This window comes from Pseudomonas sp. SMN5, from assembly GCF_052041925.1.
In the GTDB taxonomy this organism is placed as follows: Bacteria; Pseudomonadota; Gammaproteobacteria; order Pseudomonadales; family Pseudomonadaceae; genus Aquipseudomonas.
Map to the genome: position 1 here is coordinate 134,013 of NZ_JBKGGX010000012.1, position 17,006 is coordinate 151,018.

The 17,006-nt window shown below is 63.2% G+C and carries 12 protein-coding genes; 6 read left to right on the top strand and 6 right to left on the bottom strand.

Going from position 1 to position 17,006, the window contains the following annotated elements:
* The first annotated feature begins 2 nt into the window (after nucleotides 1–2).
* From ACLEJR_RS14410 to lpxC, 4 genes are all read left to right on the top strand, one after another.
* Complete coding sequence (locus ACLEJR_RS14410; RefSeq protein WP_245144145.1) at nucleotides 3–869, top strand: cell division protein FtsQ/DivIB; 867 nt, start codon at nucleotides 3–5, stop codon at nucleotides 867–869.
* A 15-nt stretch (nucleotides 870–884) separates the two neighbouring features.
* A complete protein-coding gene (gene ftsA / locus ACLEJR_RS14415; RefSeq protein WP_003205342.1) occupies nucleotides 885–2,144 on the top strand; it encodes a cell division protein FtsA in 1,260 nt (419 codons plus the stop codon).
* 101 nt (nucleotides 2,145–2,245) lie between these two features.
* Nucleotides 2,246–3,439, top strand: a complete 1,194-nt coding sequence (gene ftsZ, locus ACLEJR_RS14420) for a cell division protein FtsZ (RefSeq protein WP_440814713.1) — start codon at nucleotides 2,246–2,248, stop codon at nucleotides 3,437–3,439.
* 112 nt (nucleotides 3,440–3,551) lie between these two features.
* Nucleotides 3,552–4,463, top strand: a complete 912-nt coding sequence (gene lpxC, locus ACLEJR_RS14425; RefSeq protein WP_010452622.1) for a UDP-3-O-acyl-N-acetylglucosamine deacetylase — start codon at nucleotides 3,552–3,554, stop codon at nucleotides 4,461–4,463.
* A 1,027-nt stretch (nucleotides 4,464–5,490) separates the two neighbouring features.
* Here lpxC and ACLEJR_RS14430 read toward each other — a convergent pair.
* The 5 genes from ACLEJR_RS14430 to ACLEJR_RS14450 all read right to left on the bottom strand — a co-directional run bounded on the left by ACLEJR_RS14430 (nucleotide 5,491) and on the right by ACLEJR_RS14450 (nucleotide 13,534).
* On the bottom strand, nucleotides 5,491–6,987 hold the full coding sequence (locus ACLEJR_RS14430; RefSeq protein WP_440814715.1) for a GGDEF domain-containing protein: 1,497 nt from the start codon (nucleotides 6,985–6,987) through the stop codon (nucleotides 5,491–5,493).
* Between the two features lie 238 nt (nucleotides 6,988–7,225).
* Nucleotides 7,226–8,587: a heavy metal sensor histidine kinase gene (locus tag ACLEJR_RS14435; RefSeq protein ID WP_440814717.1), complete on the bottom strand. Its 1,362-nt coding sequence runs from the start codon at nucleotides 8,585–8,587 to the stop codon at nucleotides 7,226–7,228.
* A complete protein-coding gene (locus ACLEJR_RS14440; protein ID WP_440798800.1) occupies nucleotides 8,580–9,254 on the bottom strand; it encodes a heavy metal response regulator transcription factor in 675 nt (224 codons plus the stop codon). The genes ACLEJR_RS14435 and ACLEJR_RS14440 overlap by 8 nt, the downstream gene beginning before the upstream one ends.
* A 9-nt stretch (nucleotides 9,255–9,263) precedes the next feature.
* On the bottom strand, nucleotides 9,264–12,377 hold the full coding sequence (locus ACLEJR_RS14445; RefSeq protein ID WP_440814720.1) for a multidrug efflux RND transporter permease subunit: 3,114 nt from the start codon (nucleotides 12,375–12,377) through the stop codon (nucleotides 9,264–9,266).
* Nucleotides 12,374–13,534: an efflux RND transporter periplasmic adaptor subunit gene (locus tag ACLEJR_RS14450; RefSeq protein WP_440814722.1), complete on the bottom strand. Its 1,161-nt coding sequence runs from the start codon at nucleotides 13,532–13,534 to the stop codon at nucleotides 12,374–12,376. Before ACLEJR_RS14450 ends, ACLEJR_RS14445 begins: the two co-directional genes overlap by 4 nt.
* 303 nt (nucleotides 13,535–13,837) lie before the next feature.
* Between ACLEJR_RS14450 and ACLEJR_RS14455 the strand changes: the two genes are divergently transcribed.
* A complete protein-coding gene (locus ACLEJR_RS14455) occupies nucleotides 13,838–14,080 on the top strand; it encodes a hypothetical protein (RefSeq protein ID WP_440814724.1) in 243 nt (80 codons plus the stop codon).
* Nucleotides 14,081–14,108: 28 nt separating this feature from the next.
* Here the strand turns inward: ACLEJR_RS14455 and ACLEJR_RS14460 are convergent, their stop codons facing one another.
* Complete coding sequence (locus ACLEJR_RS14460) at nucleotides 14,109–15,077, bottom strand: LysR family transcriptional regulator (protein ID WP_440798794.1); 969 nt, start codon at nucleotides 15,075–15,077, stop codon at nucleotides 14,109–14,111.
* Nucleotides 15,078–15,415: 338 nt separating this feature from the next.
* On the opposite strand from ACLEJR_RS14460, the gene ACLEJR_RS14465 reads away from it, so the two are divergent.
* Nucleotides 15,416–17,005 carry an efflux transporter outer membrane subunit gene (locus tag ACLEJR_RS14465; RefSeq protein ID WP_440814726.1) on the top strand — a complete coding sequence of 530 codons (1,590 nt, stop codon included), beginning with the start codon at nucleotides 15,416–15,418 and terminating at the stop codon, nucleotides 17,003–17,005.
* Nucleotide 17,006: the final 1 nt, after the last annotated feature.

A 17,006-nucleotide genomic window follows, 5' to 3' on the forward strand; every position in this document is an offset into this window, starting at 1 on the left:
CCATGCAAGGCGCATCGCTTCGTCATCAGCCCTCCGCACCCGGTCGCAAGCCGGTGCCGCGGGGTGCCAGCCGAATGGTGGCCAAGGAGCCGATGTCGGCGCGCCTGCCGAAAGCCAATTTTGGTTTTCTCAAGAGCCTGTTCTGGCCGGTGCTGCTGGTGGCGCTGGGGTTCGGCACCTATGAAGGCGCGCAGCGGCTGCTGCCTTACGCCGACCGGCCGATCGCCCGGATCAACGTCCAGGGCGACCTGAGCTACATCAGCCAGCAGGCGGTGCAGCAGCGGATCGCCCCGTACGTGGCGTCGAGCTTCTTCACCATCGACCTGGCGGGCATGCGCACCGAGCTGGAACAGATGCCGTGGATCGCCCACGCCGAAGTCCGGCGCGTCTGGCCGGACCAGGTGTCGATCCGCCTGGAAGAACAACTGCCGGTGGCCCGTTGGGGCGACGAGTCGCTGTTGAACAACCAGGGCCAGGCGTTCACCCCACGGGAACTGGCCAACTATGAACATTTGCCTCAACTGTTCGGTCCACAGCGGGCCCAGCAGCAAGTGATGCAGCAGTACCAGGTGTTGAGCCAGATGTTGCGGCCGCTGGGCTTCTCCATCGCACGCCTGGAGTTGCGTGAGCGCGGCAGCTGGTTCCTGACCACTGGCGCGGGCAGCTCGGGACCGGGCATCGAGCTGCTGCTCGGGCGCGGCAACCTGGTGGAAAAGATGCGCCGCTTCATTGCCATCTATGACAAGACGCTCAAAGAACAGATTACGAACATTGCGCGCATCGATCTGCGCTACGCCAACGGCCTGGCTGTTGGCTGGCGCGAACCTGTAGCGCCGACGACGGCCGTACCCGCCGTCGCGAAGAATTAAGAAGAGGCAGGACCCATGGCAAACGTGCAAAGCGGAAAAATGATCGTCGGTCTGGATATCGGCACTTCCAAGGTGGTGGCGCTGGTAGGTGAGGTCGCGGACGACGGCACGCTGGTCATCGTCGGGATCGGTACGCACCCGTCCCGTGGCTTGAAAAAAGGCGTGGTGGTGAACATCGAGTCCACCGTGCAGTCGATCCAGCGCGCCATCGAAGAAGCGCAGCTGATGGCCGGTTGCCGGATCCACTCGGCGTTCGTCGGCGTGGCGGGCAATCACATCCGCAGCCTGAACTCCCACGGCATCGTGGCGATCCGTGATCGCGAAGTCAGCTCCGCGGACCTTGAACGCGTGCTCGATGCGGCCCAGGCCGTGGCGATCCCGGCCGACCAGCGGGTGCTGCACACCCTGCCGCAGGATTACGTGATCGACAACCAGGAAGGCGTGCGCGAGCCGCTGGGCATGTCCGGCGTGCGCCTGGAAGCCAAGGTCCACGTGGTCACCTGCGCCGTGAACGCCGCGCAGAACATCGAGAAATGCGTACGCCGTTGCGGCCTGGAAATCGACGACATCATCCTTGAGCAACTGGCTTCGGCCTACTCGGTGCTGACCGACGACGAGAAAGAGCTGGGCGTGTGCCTGGTGGACATCGGTGGCGGCACCACTGACATCGCGATCTTCACCGAAGGCGCCATCCGCCACACCGCGGTGATCCCGATTGCCGGCGATCAGGTGACCAACGACATCGCCATGGCGTTGCGCACTCCGACCCAGTACGCCGAGGAAATCAAGATCCGCTACGCCTGCGCCCTGGCGAAACTGGCCGGCGCCGGCGAAACCATCAAGGTGCCGAGCGTCGGCGACCGTCCGCCGCGTGAGCTGTCGCGCCAGGCGCTGGCCGAGGTGGTCGAGCCGCGTTACGACGAGCTGTTCACCCTGATCCAGGCCGAGCTGCGTCGCAGCGGCTACGAAGACCTGATTCCGGCCGGCATCGTGTTGACCGGCGGTACGTCGAAGATGGAAGGCGCGGTCGAGCTGGCCGAAGAGATTTTCCACATGCCGGTACGCCTGGGCGTGCCCCATGGCGTCAAGGGCCTGGATGACGTGGTGCGCAACCCGATCTACTCCACCGGCGTCGGCCTGTTGATGTACGGCTTGCAGAAGCAGTCCGACGGGATCTCGTTCTCCGGGATAGGCAGCCGCGACAGCTACAGCAGCGACGAGCCGAAGGCACCGCTGTTCGAGCGGCTCCAGGCGTGGGTCAAAGGCAATTTCTGATACAGGTTCAAAACTTCACGCGCCGGGTTTCAGGCCCGGCGCTGGAAGGCGGCAACAAACGCAGTAGGCGAAAAAAACTAGAGAATGAAAGGAGAGGGAAAATGTTCGAACTCGTAGACAACATCCCCGCTAGCCCGGTTATCAAGGTAATCGGTGTCGGCGGTGGCGGCGGCAACGCTGTCAACCACATGGTCAAGAGCAACATCGAAGGCGTCGAGTTCATCTGCGCCAACACCGATGCTCAGGCGCTGAAAAACATCGGCGCGCGGACCATCCTCCAACTGGGTACCGGCGTGACCAAGGGCCTGGGCGCGGGCGCGAATCCCGAGGTTGGCCGTCAGGCTGCCCTGGAAGACCGCGAGCGCATCGCTGAAGTCCTGGCCGGCACCAACATGGTGTTCATCACCACCGGCATGGGCGGCGGTACCGGTACCGGTGCAGCACCGATCATTGCCGAAGTGGCCAAGGAAATGGGGATCCTCACCGTTGCGGTGGTGACCCGTCCGTTCCCGTTCGAAGGCCGCAAGCGCATGCAGATCGCCGACGAAGGCATCCGTGCGCTGAGCGACAGCGTCGACTCGTTGATCACCATCCCCAACGAGAAGCTGTTGACCATCCTCGGTAAAGACGCAAGCCTCTTGTCGGCGTTCGCCAAGGCTGACGACGTACTGGCCGGTGCCGTTCGCGGTATCTCCGACATCATCAAGCGTCCGGGCATGATCAACGTCGACTTCGCCGACGTGCGCACCGTGATGTCCGAAATGGGCATGGCGATGATGGGCACCGGTTGCGCCAGCGGTCCGAACCGTGCGCGTGAAGCCACCGAAGCGGCCATCCGCAACCCGTTGCTCGAAGACGTCAACCTGCAAGGCGCTCGCGGCATCCTGGTGAACATCACCGCCGGTCCCGACCTGTCCCTGGGCGAGTACTCCGACGTGGGTAGCATCATCGAAGCCTTCGCCTCCGACCACGCGATGGTCAAGGTCGGCACCGTGATCGACCCGGATATGCGCGACGAACTGCACGTGACCGTGGTTGCCACTGGCCTGGGCGCGAAAATCGAGAAGCCGATGAAGGTGGTCGACAATACCGTGCAGACCGCCCTGGCATCGCAGCCACAACAGCAAGCTCCCGTTCGTCAGGAACAGCCTGCGGTGAACTACCGTGACCTGGACCGTCCGACCGTCATGCGCAACCAGGCCCAGGCCGGTGCTGCGACTGCCGCGAAGATGAATCCGCAGGATGATCTGGATTACCTGGACATTCCGGCCTTCCTGCGTCGTCAGGCCGATTGATGAAATGTATCAGGGGGATACGGGTGATTGGTGTTCAGCAAAGGTCTGGTCTGCTATCATCGCCAGCCTTTGTTGATACCAGTTCGCAATTTGCGCTGAAGCGGCCCATGCCATGATTAAACAACGCACCCTGAAGAATATTATCCGTGCCACAGGTGTCGGCCTGCACTCCGGCGAGAAGGTCTACCTGACCCTCAAGCCCGCGCCTGTCGATACCGGCATCGTGTTTTGTCGTGCCGACCTCGACCCTGTGGTGCAGATCCCTGCTCGCGCGGAAAACGTTGGTGAAACCACTATGTCGACCACGCTGGTCAACGGTGACACCAAGGTGGATACGGTGGAGCATTTGCTCTCGGCCATGGCTGGCCTGGGCATCGATAACGCCTACGTCGAGCTCTCCGCGTCCGAAGTCCCGATCATGGATGGCAGTGCCGGACCCTTCGTATTCCTGATTCAATCGGCTGGCCTGGAAGAGCAGGACGCCGCCAAGAAGTTCATCCGCATCCTGCGGGAAGTGACAGTGGAAGACGGCGACAAGCGCGCCACTTTCGTCCCTTTCGACGGTTTCAAGGTGAGCTTCGAGATCGATTTCGATCACCCGGTTTTCCGGGACCGCACCCAGAGTGCAAGCGTGGATTTTTCCAGCACTTCGTTCGTAAAAGAAGTCAGCCGCGCCCGTACCTTTGGTTTCATGAGTGACATCGAGTACCTGCGCAAGCACAACCTCGCACTCGGCGGCAGTGTGGAAAACGCGATCGTGGTCGATTCCGATGGTGTCTTGAACGAAGACGGCCTTCGCTATGAAGACGAATTCGTCAAGCACAAGATCCTCGATGCAATTGGTGATCTCTACCTGCTGGGCAACAGCCTGATTGGTGAGTTCAAGGGCTTCAAGTCCGGCCACGCGCTGAACAACCAGCTGCTGCGCAAGTTGATTGAGCAGAAAGATGCTTGGGAAGTCGTGACGTTTGAAGATGCCAGTACTGCACCGATTTCTTACATGCGTCCGGTTGCGGCGGTGTAAGTAAAAAACCTCTCTAGTTTTTTGAAGGCTGCCTTTGGGTGGCCTTTTTTTATGGGCTGGTTTTTTTGGTGTGTATATCCGTTTCTTCGGTGAGGGCCACTTACGGTTCCGCTCTTACAGCGGGTCACTTTTGAAAGGGCGCCAAAAGTAACCAAAAGCGCCTTGCCCCACCACTGGGCACCTCGCCAAGGCTCGGTGTTCCCTCACTCCGGCATTGCTCCGTGGGCCCGCCGCGATGGGCCATCCATGGCCCTGCGCGGCTATCCCGGCATCCGTGCCGGGATGCCCACTACGCAATGCCTGCGTTCGGCCCTTGTGGTTAACGGGGCGCCTAAGATCAAAAGCCAAAGCCAAAGCCAAAGCCAAAGCGAGGCGGCCTAACGGCGGGCCTGTCTCTTCGGCTGTACCTCAATCCAACTGTGGGAGCGGGCTTGCTCGCGAAGGCGGCCTGACAGCCGACCAATCTCCTACGGTTGTACCCCGATCCATTGTGGGAGCGAGCTTGCTCGCGATGGGGCGGTACAGTTGGCATTGATGCCAGCCGATACACCGCTATCGCGAGCAGGCTCGCTCCCACAGGGATCTGGGGCGGGTACAGGATTTTTGTTCACTGAAGATCTGATGTGGGCGGGTTTGCTCCGGGCGGCGATTCGGCGAAGGCGGCCTGCAGCCAACCTGGCTCTGCCGTTGTAGCCTATCCATTGTGGGAGCGAGCTTGCTCGCGATGGGGCGGTACAGTTGGCATTGATGCCAGCCGATACACCGCTATCGCGAGCAGGCTCGCTCCCACAGGGATCTGGGGCGGGTACGGGATTTTTGTTCACTGAAGATCTGATGTGGGCGGGTTTGCTCCGGGCGGCGATTCGGCGAAGGCGGCCTGCAGCCAACCTGGCTCTGCGGTTGTAGCCTATCCATTGTGGGAGCGAGCCTGCTCGCGATGGCGGCCTGTCAGTCAACCATGTACTGGGAGACACGACGCCCTCGTGCGCGCGCCTGCCCCCGCAGGATGAACGCCGTCACCAGCACATCACATCGCACAAACCACCCGATTGCGCCCACTCGCCTTGGCCTGGTACAGCGCTTTGTCCGCAGCCAGCAGCAGTTGTTGGACTTCGCCATAGGGCCCTTGCGCCCAGGTCGCGATGCCAATGCTGACCGTCATCGGCGTGTCGCCGGCGATGGTGGCTGGCAGTTGCTCCACCGCTTCGCGGATGTTCTGAGCCATGGTGAAGGCGCCGGCGGTGGTTGTTTCTGGAAGGATCACCGAGAACTCTTCGCCACCGTAGCGCGCTGCCAGGTCGGCGGGGCGGCGCACGTGTTGGTTGATGACCTGGGCCAGAGCCCGCAGGGCCGCGTCACCGCGCGGGTGGCCGTAGCGGTCGTTGAATGCTTTGAAGTGGTCCGCGTCAATCATCAATACCGACAGCGGCTGGCCTGAGCGCTGGGCCCGCAACCATTCCTGTCGCAGGGTTTCATCCAGGGCGCGGCGGTTCGCCAGGCCGGTCAATGCGTCGACGGACGCCAGGTGGGCCAGTTCTCGCTCGGCTCTGTGGCGGCGTCTCAGTTCGCGGCGCAGCAACCAGGTGAGCCAGAGCAAACCGATGCACAGAGCACCCGTAGCACCGCTGACCAGCAGCGCGGTGCGTTCCCAGGAGGCGAACACCGATTTGGAGGACAGCGCCACCACGACAATCAGCGGCAGGTCGCCAACCTGGGAAAAGGTGTACAGGCGTAGTGTCTGATCGACGCTGGAGACGCCGGTGAAACTGCCGTTGCCTTCACGCAGGATGCGCACGAAGTTCGGTCGTTTGCTGAAGTCCCGGCCAATCATGTCTTCGGCCAGCGGCGGTTCCTGTGCCAGGAGGATGCCGTCGCGGCTGACCAGGTTGACCGTGCCGCCATGACCGATGTTCAGGCTTTTGAATAATTGGCTGAAGTAGCTCAGGCGCATCGCGGCCTCCGCTACCCCTAGAAAACCACCCTGTTCGTCGTTCAGTCGATAGCTGAAGCTGATGCGCCAGTCGTGCTCGTCACTTCTTGCCCGGAACGGGCGACTGATCATCATGCGCGGGCTCGGGTCCTGGACATGGGACTGGAAATATTCCCGATCAGCGTAGTTACCCTTGCGCGGCTCGACCGAGGCGGAGTCGGCGATCACGTCGCCGCGCTTGTCGAGCAGCAGAATGTCGCCTTTATAGGGGGCGGCAGTGGCGCGGTCGAACAGGGCAAGGTGACGGATCGCCGGCGAAACGCCCTGCAGGTCGTCGCGTTTAGCGGCGGCAATCAGGCCCTGCAGCGACAGATCGTAGAGTTCGACATTGCGCAGCACATCGGCATCGATCAATTGCACGATGTTGGTCGCCGCGCGCGTTGCATCCTGTTGGGCGCTGGCCTGTTCGCGAATCAACAGGAAGGTCACGATGCTCAGGATGGCTACGACCACCAGGGAGCTGGCCAGTACGAGTACACGCTCCGAACGGATCGGAAGCGGGGTGTTGCCGGGTGTCGCACTGCTCGCGCTCATGGTTCGGGTGTCTGCATTGTGTGTGGCCGGGATCCATCCCGTAGGGTCGCATCACCGGCAATGAACCAGATGCTGGCCTTTTGCTTAATTGTGCTTGGATCGGCGAGGGCGAGCAATCGGTGTTCGCGCAATAACTCAGAGGTGTAGGCGAATGTCCGGATATTCTGCTCCAGCTGGCTTTCGCCCAGCATTCAGCGGCTGGGAAACCGTGCGAGCGTGGCCCGAGCCTTGGCAGGTGTCAGGCCGGCAAGCGGATCCCGAACGTGTTGGCGCCTTGGTCGCTGCGCACGAACACATCCCCGCCATGCATCAATGCGATGGCCTTGACGATGGCCAGGCCCAGCCCGTGATTGGCGCCGCTGTTGCTGCGTGAGGCATCGACCCGATAGAAGCGCTCGAACAGGCGCGGCAGGTGTACGCCGGCAATCGGTTCACCGGGGTTGGTGACGGCGAGGGTGATCTGGTCGCCGGCGGCCTCGATGCGCACGTCTATGACCTGTCCGGGCGCGGTGTGTTGCACGGCGTTGCTCAGCAGGTTGATCAGCGCACGGCGCAGGTGAGCGATCTCGATGTTGGCCTGGGCGTCGCCGCTGACGCGGACCTGGACCTGGGCATCTTCGAGGATGAAGTCCAGGTAATCGAGGGTGGTCGCCACCTCGCCGGCCAGAGAGGCGTTGGTCAACTTGGTGGCCTTGCTGCCCTGGTCGGCGCTGGCGAGGAACAACATGTCATTGATGATCGAGCGCAGTCGCTCCAGCTCTTCGAGATTGGATTGCAGGACTTCGAAGTAATGTTCGGCCGAGCGCCCACGGGTCAGGGCCACCTGGGTCTGGCCGATCAGGTTGGTCAGGGGCGAGCGCAGTTCATGGGCAACGTCGGCGTTGAAGGACTCCAGCCGCGAGTAAGCCTGTTCGACCCGGTCGAGGGTGGCGTTGAAGGAACTGACGAACTGGTTCAGCTCCGGCGGCAGCGGCGACAGGTGCAAGCGCCCGGACAGGCGTGGAGGCGCCAGGCGCCGGGCCTCATCGGACAGTTTGATCAATGGCTTGAGGCCGATGCGCGCCACCCAGTAACCCAGCAACGAGGCCAGGACCACGCCGATGATGGCCAGGCTCACCAGCGCCACCAACAGATGATGCTGGGTCTGGTAGAACGTCTCGGTGTCGATGCCGATCATGAAACGCAACGGCGGGCGCTGGTCCTTGGCGGGAAACTGGCTCACCAGTACCTTCATCGGGTAGTGCCGGTGAGGCAGCTTCAGGTCGCGTTTGCCCAGCGGGCCTGCGGCAAAGGCGCGGATCTGCTCATCGGGATCGCCGTATTCATACTTCGCGTCACCGCTGATGATCCAGAAATGGATGCGCTTGTCCTCTTCGCCCAGCAAGCGCAGTTTGTTGTGGATCTTGACCCAGTGCTCTGGCGTGCCGTAACGGCCCACCGTGGACTCGAGCACGCTGTAGCGAGCATCGAGTTCGGCTTCGGGCAACAGGCCCAGGCCTTTTTCCACTTGCTGGTACAGCGCGCCGCCGATCAACAGGAACACCAGTGCCGCGACCAGCGTGAACAGGCCACTCAGGCGCAGCGCGATGCTGTTACTCATGGCGGCTCTCGAGCACATAGCCCATCCCACGAATGGTGTGCAGCAGCTTGTGCTCGAAGGGGCCATCGAGCTTGGCGCGCAGGCGCTTGATGGCCACTTCCACCACGTTGGCGTCGCTGTCGAAGTTGATGTCCCAGACCATTTCGGCAATGGCGGTTTTCGAGAGGATCTCCCCTTGTCGGCGAGCCAGGACACTGAGCAGGGAGAACTCCTTGGCGGTCAGGTCCAGGCGTTGGCCGGCGCGGGTGGCCTTGCGGCTGATCAGGTCGATCCACAGGTCGGCGATGCTCACCTGCACGGGTTCATGGCCGCCGCTGCGCCGGGTCAGGGCTTGCAGGCGGGCCACCAGCTCCAGGAATGAGAACGGCTTGCCCAGGTAATCGTCGGCGCCGTCGCGCAGGCCCTTGATGCGATCTTCGACCCGTTCGCGGGCAGTGAGCATGATCACTGGCGTCTGTTTGCGTGCGCGCAGGGCCCGTAGCACGCCGAAGCCGTCCAGGCCGGGCAGCATCACGTCGAGCACGATCACCGCGTAGTCGGTCTCCAGGGCCAAGTGCAGCCCCTCGATGCCGTCCGGCGCCACATCCACGGTGTAGCCCTGTTCGGTCAGGCCCCGGTGCAGGTAGTCCGCGGTTTTTTCTTCGTCTTCGATGATCAGAACGCGCATGGCCCGGCCTCAGTCTGTGGTCGTCAGCGCCGTGGCTGGCGCGGGCTCAGGTGGAAGGGGGCGCCGATGGAACAGCCGCTCGAGCCCTAAGTATATGACCGGTGTGGTGAACAGCGTCAGCGCCTGGCTCACCAGCAGGCCGCCTACCACCGCGATGCCCAACGGCTGGCGCAGCTCCGCGCCGGGGCCATAGCCGAGCATCAGCGGCAGGGCGCCGAGCAGGGCCGCCAGGGTGGTCATCATGATCGGCCGGAACCGTGTCAGGCAGGCCTGGAAAATTGCCTCTTGCGGCGCCAGCCCACGGTTGCGCTGGGCATCGAGGGCGAAGTCGATCATCAGGATGCCGTTCTTCTTGACGATGCCGATCAACAGCACCAGCCCGATCAGCGCCATGATCGAAAAATCCTGGCCCAGCAGCCAGAGCATGATCAGCGCGCCGAGGCCGGCCGAGGGCAGGGTGGAGATGATCGTCAACGGATGCACGAAACTCTCGTAGAGCACGCCGAGGATGATGTACACCGCCACCAGTGCGGCGAGGATCAGCCACGGCTGGCTGGCGAGGGAGCTCTGGAAGGCCTGGGCCGCGCCCTGGAAGTTACCGGTGATGGCGGCCGGCATGCCGATCTCGTTCTTGGCCTGGTCGAGCATGCGCACCGCGTCGCCCAGCGCCACGCCCGGCGCCAGGTTGAACGACAGGTTGGCGGCCGGGAACATGCCGTCGTGGGCGATGGACAGCGGGCCGTTGCTCGGTGCATCGAAGCGGGCCAGGGCCGAGAGCGGCACCATTTCCCCGCTCAGGGGCGAACGCAGGTAGAAGTACGCCAGGCTTTCGGCCCTGCCGCGCTGGTGGGTATCGAGCTCCAGGATCACGTTGTACTGGTTGGTCTCGGTCTGGAATTCATTGATCTGGCGCTGGCCGAAGGCGTCGTACAGGGCCTGGTCGACATCCGTGGCGCTCAGGCCGAAGCGCGCCGCCGCGCTGCGGTCGATGTTGATGTGAGTGACACTGCCGCCCAGTTGCAAATCATTGGAGATGTCGCGGAACGCCGGATTGCCACGCAGCTTGTCGGTAAGTTTTTGCGCCCAGGCGTTGAGGCTCGGCCCGTCGTTGCTCTTGAGCACATACTGGTACTGGGCGCGGCTCGGGCCTGAGCTGAGGTTGATGTCCTGCCCGGCCCGCAGGTAGAGCACCACGCCGGGGATAGTCAGCAGTTTCGGGCGTATCCGGTCGATGAAGCCGCTGGCCGACACGTCACGCTGGTCCCGGGGCTTGAGGGCGATCCAGAAGCGGCCGTTGGCGATGGTCTGGTTGCTGCCCGAGACGCCGACGGAGTGCGAGAACGTCTGCACGGCCGGGTCGGCGGCGACGATTTCGGCCAGGGCCTTATGCTTGGCGACCATGTCCGGGAAGGACACATCGGCGGCGGCTTCGCTGGTGCCCAGTACCAGACCGGTGTCCTGCACTGGGAAGAAGCCCTTGGGAATGAACACGTAGCCGACCACCGCCAGGGCCAGGGTCAGGCCGAACACGCCGAGCATCAGCCTTTGATGGGCCAGGGCCCGGCGCAGGCCATGTTCGTACCAGCCCACCAGGCGCTCGCCGAACCCCGGTTGGGCGTGGGCATGATGCACCGGGGCACGCATGAACAGCGTGGCCAGTGTCGGCGCCAGGGTGAGCGAGACCACCACCGAAATCAGGATGGTCGAGGTGGCCGTCAGGGCAAACTCCTTGAACAGCCGCCCGACCACGCCGCCCATGAACAACAACGGAATGAACGCGGCGATCAGCGAAAAGCTGATGGACACCACGGTGAAGCCGATTTCGCCGGCGCCCTTGATCGCCGCCTCGCGCATGCCGTCGCCGGCCTCCAGGTGCCGGTGGATGTTCTCTACCACCACAATCGCATCGTCCACCACGAACCCCACCGAGATGACGATCGCCACCAGGGTCAGGTTGTTGAGGCTGAACCCCATCACGTACATCAGGGCGAAACTGGCCGTCAGCGAAACCCCCAGCACCGCCGAGACGATCAAGGTGGCCGAGAGCTGGCGCAGGAACAACGCCATCACCGCCACCACCAGCAATACCGCGATCAACAGGGTCAGTTCCACTTCGTGCAACGAGGCACGGATGGTCTGGGTGCGGTCGATCAGCACCTTGACCTGCACCGCGGCAGGCAACATGGCTTGCAGGGCGGGCAACGCAGCCTGGACGCGGTCGACCGTCTCGACGATGTTCGCCCCCGGTTGCCGGAAAATCACCAGGTTGACTCCCGGCTCGTCGTCGGCCCAGGCCTGGACGTAGGCGTTTTCCGAGCCGTTGACTACCTTGGCGATGTCCCGAAGGTGAACCGGCGCGCCATTCCTGTAGGAGACGATCAGCTCACCGTATTCCTCGGGCTGGAACAGCTGGTCGTTGGTGGACAGGGTGGAAATGCTCGAGTCGCCATACAGCGCGCCTTTGGCCAGGTTGAGGCTGGCCTGTTGCAGCGCCACGCGGATGTCCGCCAGGGTCAGGCCGATGGCCGCGAGCCGGTCGGCCGAAGCCTGGATCCGGATCGCCGGGCGTTGTTGGCCGGTGATGTTGACTTGTCCTACGCCATCGATCTGGCTGATCTGACGCGAGAGCAGGGTCTCGACGTAGTCGCTCAGTTCGGTGCCGGGCATCAGGGTGGAGCTGATGCTGAGGATCAGCACGGGGCTGTCGGCGGGGTTGACCTTGCGCCAGGTCGGCAGGTTCGGCATATCGTTGGGCAGTTTGCCGGCAGCGGTGTTGATGGCCGCCTGGACTTCCTGGGCGGCGGTATCGATGCTTTTGTCGAGGCTGAATTGCAGGATCAGGTTGGTCGAGCCCAGGGCGCTGCTGGAGGTCATCTGGGTAATGCCGGGGATCGCGCTGAATTGCACCTCCAACGGGGTTGCCACCGAGGAGGCCATGGTTTCCGGGCTGGCGCCGGGCAGTTGGGCGTTGACCTGAATGGTCGGGAATTCCGCCTCCGGCAGCGGCGCGACCGGGAGCTTGGGAAACGCGATAAAGCCCAACAGCACCAGGGCAAAGGTCAGCAGGACTGTGGCGATGGGGTGGTCGATGCACCAGGCCGAGATCGAGCCGCGGCCTTTCATGGCTGCGGCTCCGAGGTCTTGGCCAGGGCCGCAGGGTCGCTCAGGACCTGGACGCTGGAGCCCGGCTTGAGCCGCGACTGGCCGTCGCTCACCAACTGGTCGCCGGCGTTCACGCCTTGGATGATCTGCATGTCACTGTCCTGGTACACCGTCTTCACCGGCACGCTTTCGACCTTGTCGCCCTTGACCCGGTACACGAAGTGTTGCTCCAGCCCGCGCTGGACGACAGTCGGTGGAACTACCAGGGCGCCCTTGTCGACGGCGGTCTGGATCTTCAGGGTCACCAGTTGCCCCGGCCACAAGCGTTGCGCGGCGTTGTCGAACTCGGCCTTGGCCCGCAGAGTGCCGGTGCTGGCGTTGATCTGGTTGTCGATGAGGCTCAGGCGTCCCTCGCCAAGCAGTTCCCCCGAGGTAGTGCCTTCGGCGCCGATGTAGGCCTTGACCAGGGCCTGGTCGGGGGCCGCGATCAGTCGTTGCAGGGTGGGCAGCATTTGCTGGGGCAGGGAGAACTCAACGGCGATCGGGTCGATCTGGGTCACGGTAAACAGACCGTCGGCATCGCTGGTGCGCAGGAAATTGCCTGGGTCGACGTTGCGGATACCGACGCGGCCGGACACCGGCGAACGGATCTGGGTGTAAGACAGTTGCACCTGGGCCGCATCGATGGCCGCCTGGTTGCCCTGGGCGGTCGCCTTGAGTTGGTTCACCAGCGCCTGTTGCTGGTCGTAGGTCTGCTTCGATACGCCGTCATCGACGCTCAACAATTTGTAGCGCTTGAGATTGACCTGGGCCACCACCAGCTGTGCCTGGCTCTCGCCGAGCTGGGCGCGGGCCTGGTCGAGGCTGGCGCGGATCGAGCGGTCGTCGATGGTCGCCAGCAGATCACCTTTGCTGACCCGTTGCCCTTCCTTGACCAGCACCCGGGTGAGAATGCCGTCGATCTGCGGACGGATCACCACGCTGTGCAGCGACAGCACCGTGCCGATGCCACTGGCGAAGCGCGGCACATCCTTTTGCTCCACGCTGACGACCCGTACCGGAACGGCGGCGGGGGCTGCGGTTTTGTGGGCGACGGGTCTTGTGACAAACCAGAGGAGCGGCGCCGCAAGGGCGATCAGGAGCGCAACGAGCAGGACGGTTTTCTTCTGGGTGTGCATGTATGTGGAGCGCCGGTTCGGGACGATAGGATTGTGATTGTTCTTATATAGCGTTGCGAGGCGGTCAGGAAGGTGACGCCTAACTGTCAGGCTTGTCAGTTTTGTCCTGGCGTTCTGTCGGACGGTGGTGGCCCTGAGCCAATCTGGCCGATGCATTGCGATGGCGGGCGGGTATACTGCCGCCTTTCGCGGCCCGCACGGCATGGATTTTAGGGCTGCTGCGCCCAAGACGTCGGACCGTCCCAGCGGGAGCAGGCTCCCTCGCCACGGATTGATGTCCCCACCTTAAGTGAAACTATTTACATGACTTCCCAGACACCGTCGGCTACCGACGAACAGGCCGAATTGCCCGCCAGCGATGTTTCTAGCGCCGAGGGTGAAAAAGCATCGATTCCGGCCTTCAAATTCCCATTCAAGCCCGGCGAACTGGCCGCAGCCAAAGGTGCTGCGCAGCAGCCTTGGTACAAGAACGGTGTGAAGAACGGCCACACCAAGACCCCAGGCGCTGCGCCTCCCGGTACACGCCGGTCGATGGGCAAACGCTGAATTTCCCATCTGGCGCACACCTGCGGCTTCAGCTCGCGACCCGTGCGCCGGCCAGGCTTCCGCTCAACTCATAGGCCGTCAGCTCGGCCTGGTGCGCCGCGAGAATTTCCGGTAATGAGCCGCGCAGGTATTCGACCCAGGTCTTGATCTTCGCGTCCAGGTATTGGCGCGAAGGGTAGATCGCATAGAGGTTCAGTTCCTGGGAGCGGTAGTTCGGCATGACCCGCACCAGCGTGCCGTTGCGCAGCCCCTCGATGGCCGCGTACACCGGCAATACCCCCACGCCCATGCCGCTGGTGATTGCGGTTTTCATGGCATCGGCGGAATTCACCAGGAACGGTGAGCTGTTGATGGTCACCATCTCTTGGCCCTCGGGGCCGTCAAACACCCATTTCTCCAGCGGAATGACCGGACTGACCAGGCGCAGGCACGCGTGGTTGAGCAGGTCGCTGGGCTTTTGTGGGCAGCCGCTGGCTTTCACGTAGGCCGGCGACGCGCAGACGATGCTGTAGGTGATGCCCAGGCGCTGGGAGACGAAGCCTGAATCCGGCAGCTCGCTGGCGAGCACGATGGACACGTCGTAGCCCTCGTCGAGGATGTCCGGCACGCGGTTGGCCAGGGTCAGGTCGAAGCTCACGTCCGGATGGGTCTTGCGATACCGGGCAATGGCGTCGATCACGAAATGCTGGCCGATACCGGTCATGGTATGGACTTTCAACTGGCCGGCGGGGCGCGCATGGGCATCGCTGGCCTCGGCTTCGGCTTCCTCGACGTACGCCAGGATCTGCTCGCAGCGCAGCAGATAGCGTTTACCGGCTTCGGTCAGCGCGATGCGGCGGGTGGTGCGGTTGAGCAACCGGGTTTGCAGATGGGCTTCCAGGTTGGAAACCGCACGCGAGACATTGGCTGTGGTGGTGTCCAGTTGCACGGCAGCGGCGGTGAAGCTGCCGGCTTCGGCAACACAGCTGAACGCGCGCATGTTTTGCAAAGTGTCCATGGGGGGCTCTCTTGGGAGGTGGCAAATTGTGACATGAAGTTACGGCGATACCGACCCCGACTTATGGATTATCGCGTTAACGGTAACAAAGATTCGCAGAAAGGTCGGCTTATCGCCGGTGGGTGGCGTACCTAGAATTGCCGGCACTGTTGGAGCGCCTTGCACCGAGGTCCTAGCCCGGGCCTCGTGTGGGAGCGAGCTTGCTCGCGATAGCGGAGTATCAGCTTGCCAAGATGTTGAATGTGACGCCGCCATCGCGAGCAAGCTCGCTCCCACAGGTTTAGCGGCAACAGTTGCTACTTTCACGACGTCATGCCCACCTCAGGAATTTTTCGCCAGTGCCGCGTTGCATCAGCAGAGAGCTGAAGACTCTCAGTGTTTGGGTTTTGACGTCAGCCATCAGCGGTTGCATCGGGACAGGAGGGATTGCGCCGCAAGGCGAGGCGTTGCCGGTCAATCAACTGGCGACCGACGCCGCCATCCGCGAGGCCGCGCACGACGCCCACTGGCCCACCCGACAGTGGTGGACGGCCTACGGCGACCCGCAATTGGATCGCTGGATCGAAACGGCGCTGCAAGACAGCCCGAGCCTCGCCATGGCGGCGGCCCGGGTGCGTCAGGCCAAGGCCCTGGCCGGTGTGGCCGAGGCGGCCGAGTCGCTGCAGGTCAACGCTGATGCGACCCTCAAGCGCCACAACTGGCCCACCGATCAGTTCTATGGCCCCGGCGAGTTGGCCAACACCACCACCTGGGACAATAACGCGGGTCTGGGCCTGAGTTATGCACTGGACCTATGGGGCCGCGAACGCAACGCCAGCGGGCGGGCGGTGGACCTGGCGCACATGAGCGTCGCCGAAGGACGCCAGGCGCAACTGGAGTTGCAGAACAATATCGTGCAGGCCTACGTCCGGTTTTCGTTGCACTACGCCCAACGCGATATCGTCGCCGCGACGCTCCATCAGCAAGAGCAGATTCTGGAGTTGGCGCAAAGGCGCCTGGACGGCGGCATCGGCACGCATTTCGAGGTCAGCCAGGCCCAGGCGCCGCTGCCCGAGACCCATCGTCAACTCGACGCGCTGGATGAAGCCATCGCCTTGAGCCGCAATCAACTGGCGGCGCTGGCAGGCAAGGGGCCGGGTGAGGGGGCAGGGCTCAAACGGCCAACCCTGGTTCTTGGCGCCCCGTTGAAACTGCCTTCGGCATTGCCCGCAGAACTGCTCGGCCAGCGTCCGGATGTGGTTGCCGGGCGCTGGCAAGTCGCGGCCCAGGCCCGTGGCATCGATGTGGCTCGCGCCGGTTTTTACCCGAATGTCGATCTGATGGGCAGCATCGGCTACATGGCGACCGGCGGCGGGGCGCTGGAGTTTCTGACGGGCAAGAAGCTCACCTACAGCGTCGGGCCGGCCATTTCGTTGCCGATCTTCGACGGCGGGCGCCTGCGTTCGCAGTTGGGCGAGGCAGCGGCCGGTTACGACGTCGCGGTCGCGCATTACAACCAGACCCTGGTCGATGCGCTCAAGAGCATTTCCGATCAGCTGATCCGCCGCCAATCCATGGATAAGCAACAGGCCTTCGCCGCTGAATCGGTGGCCGCCGCCCAGCGTACCTACGACATTGCCATGATTGCCTTCCAGCGCGGGTTGACCGATTACCTCAACGTGCTCAATGCCCAGAGTCTGTTGTTCAAGCAGCAGCAGGTGCAACAACAGGTAGAGGCCGCACGGCTGAGTGTGCATGCCGAGTTGGTGACGGCACTGGGTGGCGGGCTAGACGCCGGTAACGACACCGCACCCGAACCCACTCCCCTGAGCCAGGCACCGTGGCGAGGGAGCTTGCTCCCGCTGGACTGCGAAGCAGTCCCCCTGGTTGTACCTACAAGTGGGTGCTGCGCACCCAAGCGGGAGCAAGCTCCCTCGCCACGATGCTGAG

Excerpts from the sequence above, each read along its gene's own strand:
- ACLEJR_RS14410 (WP_245144145.1), top strand. The coding sequence starts at position 3 with ATGCAAGGCGCATCGCTTCGTCATCAGCCCTCCGCACCCGGTCGCAAG.
- ftsA (WP_003205342.1), top strand. The coding sequence starts at position 885 with ATGGCAAACGTGCAAAGCGGAAAAATGATCGTCGGTCTGGATATCGGC.
- ftsZ (WP_440814713.1), top strand. The coding sequence starts at position 2,246 with ATGTTCGAACTCGTAGACAACATCCCCGCTAGCCCGGTTATCAAGGTA.
- lpxC (WP_010452622.1), top strand. The coding sequence starts at position 3,552 with ATGATTAAACAACGCACCCTGAAGAATATTATCCGTGCCACAGGTGTC.
- ACLEJR_RS14430 (WP_440814715.1), bottom strand. The coding sequence starts at position 6,987 with ATGAGCGCGAGCAGTGCGACACCCGGCAACACCCCGCTTCCGATCCGT.
- ACLEJR_RS14435 (WP_440814717.1), bottom strand. The coding sequence starts at position 8,587 with ATGAGTAACAGCATCGCGCTGCGCCTGAGTGGCCTGTTCACGCTGGTC.
- ACLEJR_RS14440 (WP_440798800.1), bottom strand. The coding sequence starts at position 9,254 with ATGCGCGTTCTGATCATCGAAGACGAAGAAAAAACCGCGGACTACCTG.
- ACLEJR_RS14445 (WP_440814720.1), bottom strand. The coding sequence starts at position 12,377 with ATGAAAGGCCGCGGCTCGATCTCGGCCTGGTGCATCGACCACCCCATC.
- ACLEJR_RS14450 (WP_440814722.1), bottom strand. The coding sequence starts at position 13,534 with ATGCACACCCAGAAGAAAACCGTCCTGCTCGTTGCGCTCCTGATCGCC.
- ACLEJR_RS14455 (WP_440814724.1), top strand. The coding sequence starts at position 13,838 with ATGACTTCCCAGACACCGTCGGCTACCGACGAACAGGCCGAATTGCCC.
- ACLEJR_RS14460 (WP_440798794.1), bottom strand. The coding sequence starts at position 15,077 with ATGGACACTTTGCAAAACATGCGCGCGTTCAGCTGTGTTGCCGAAGCC.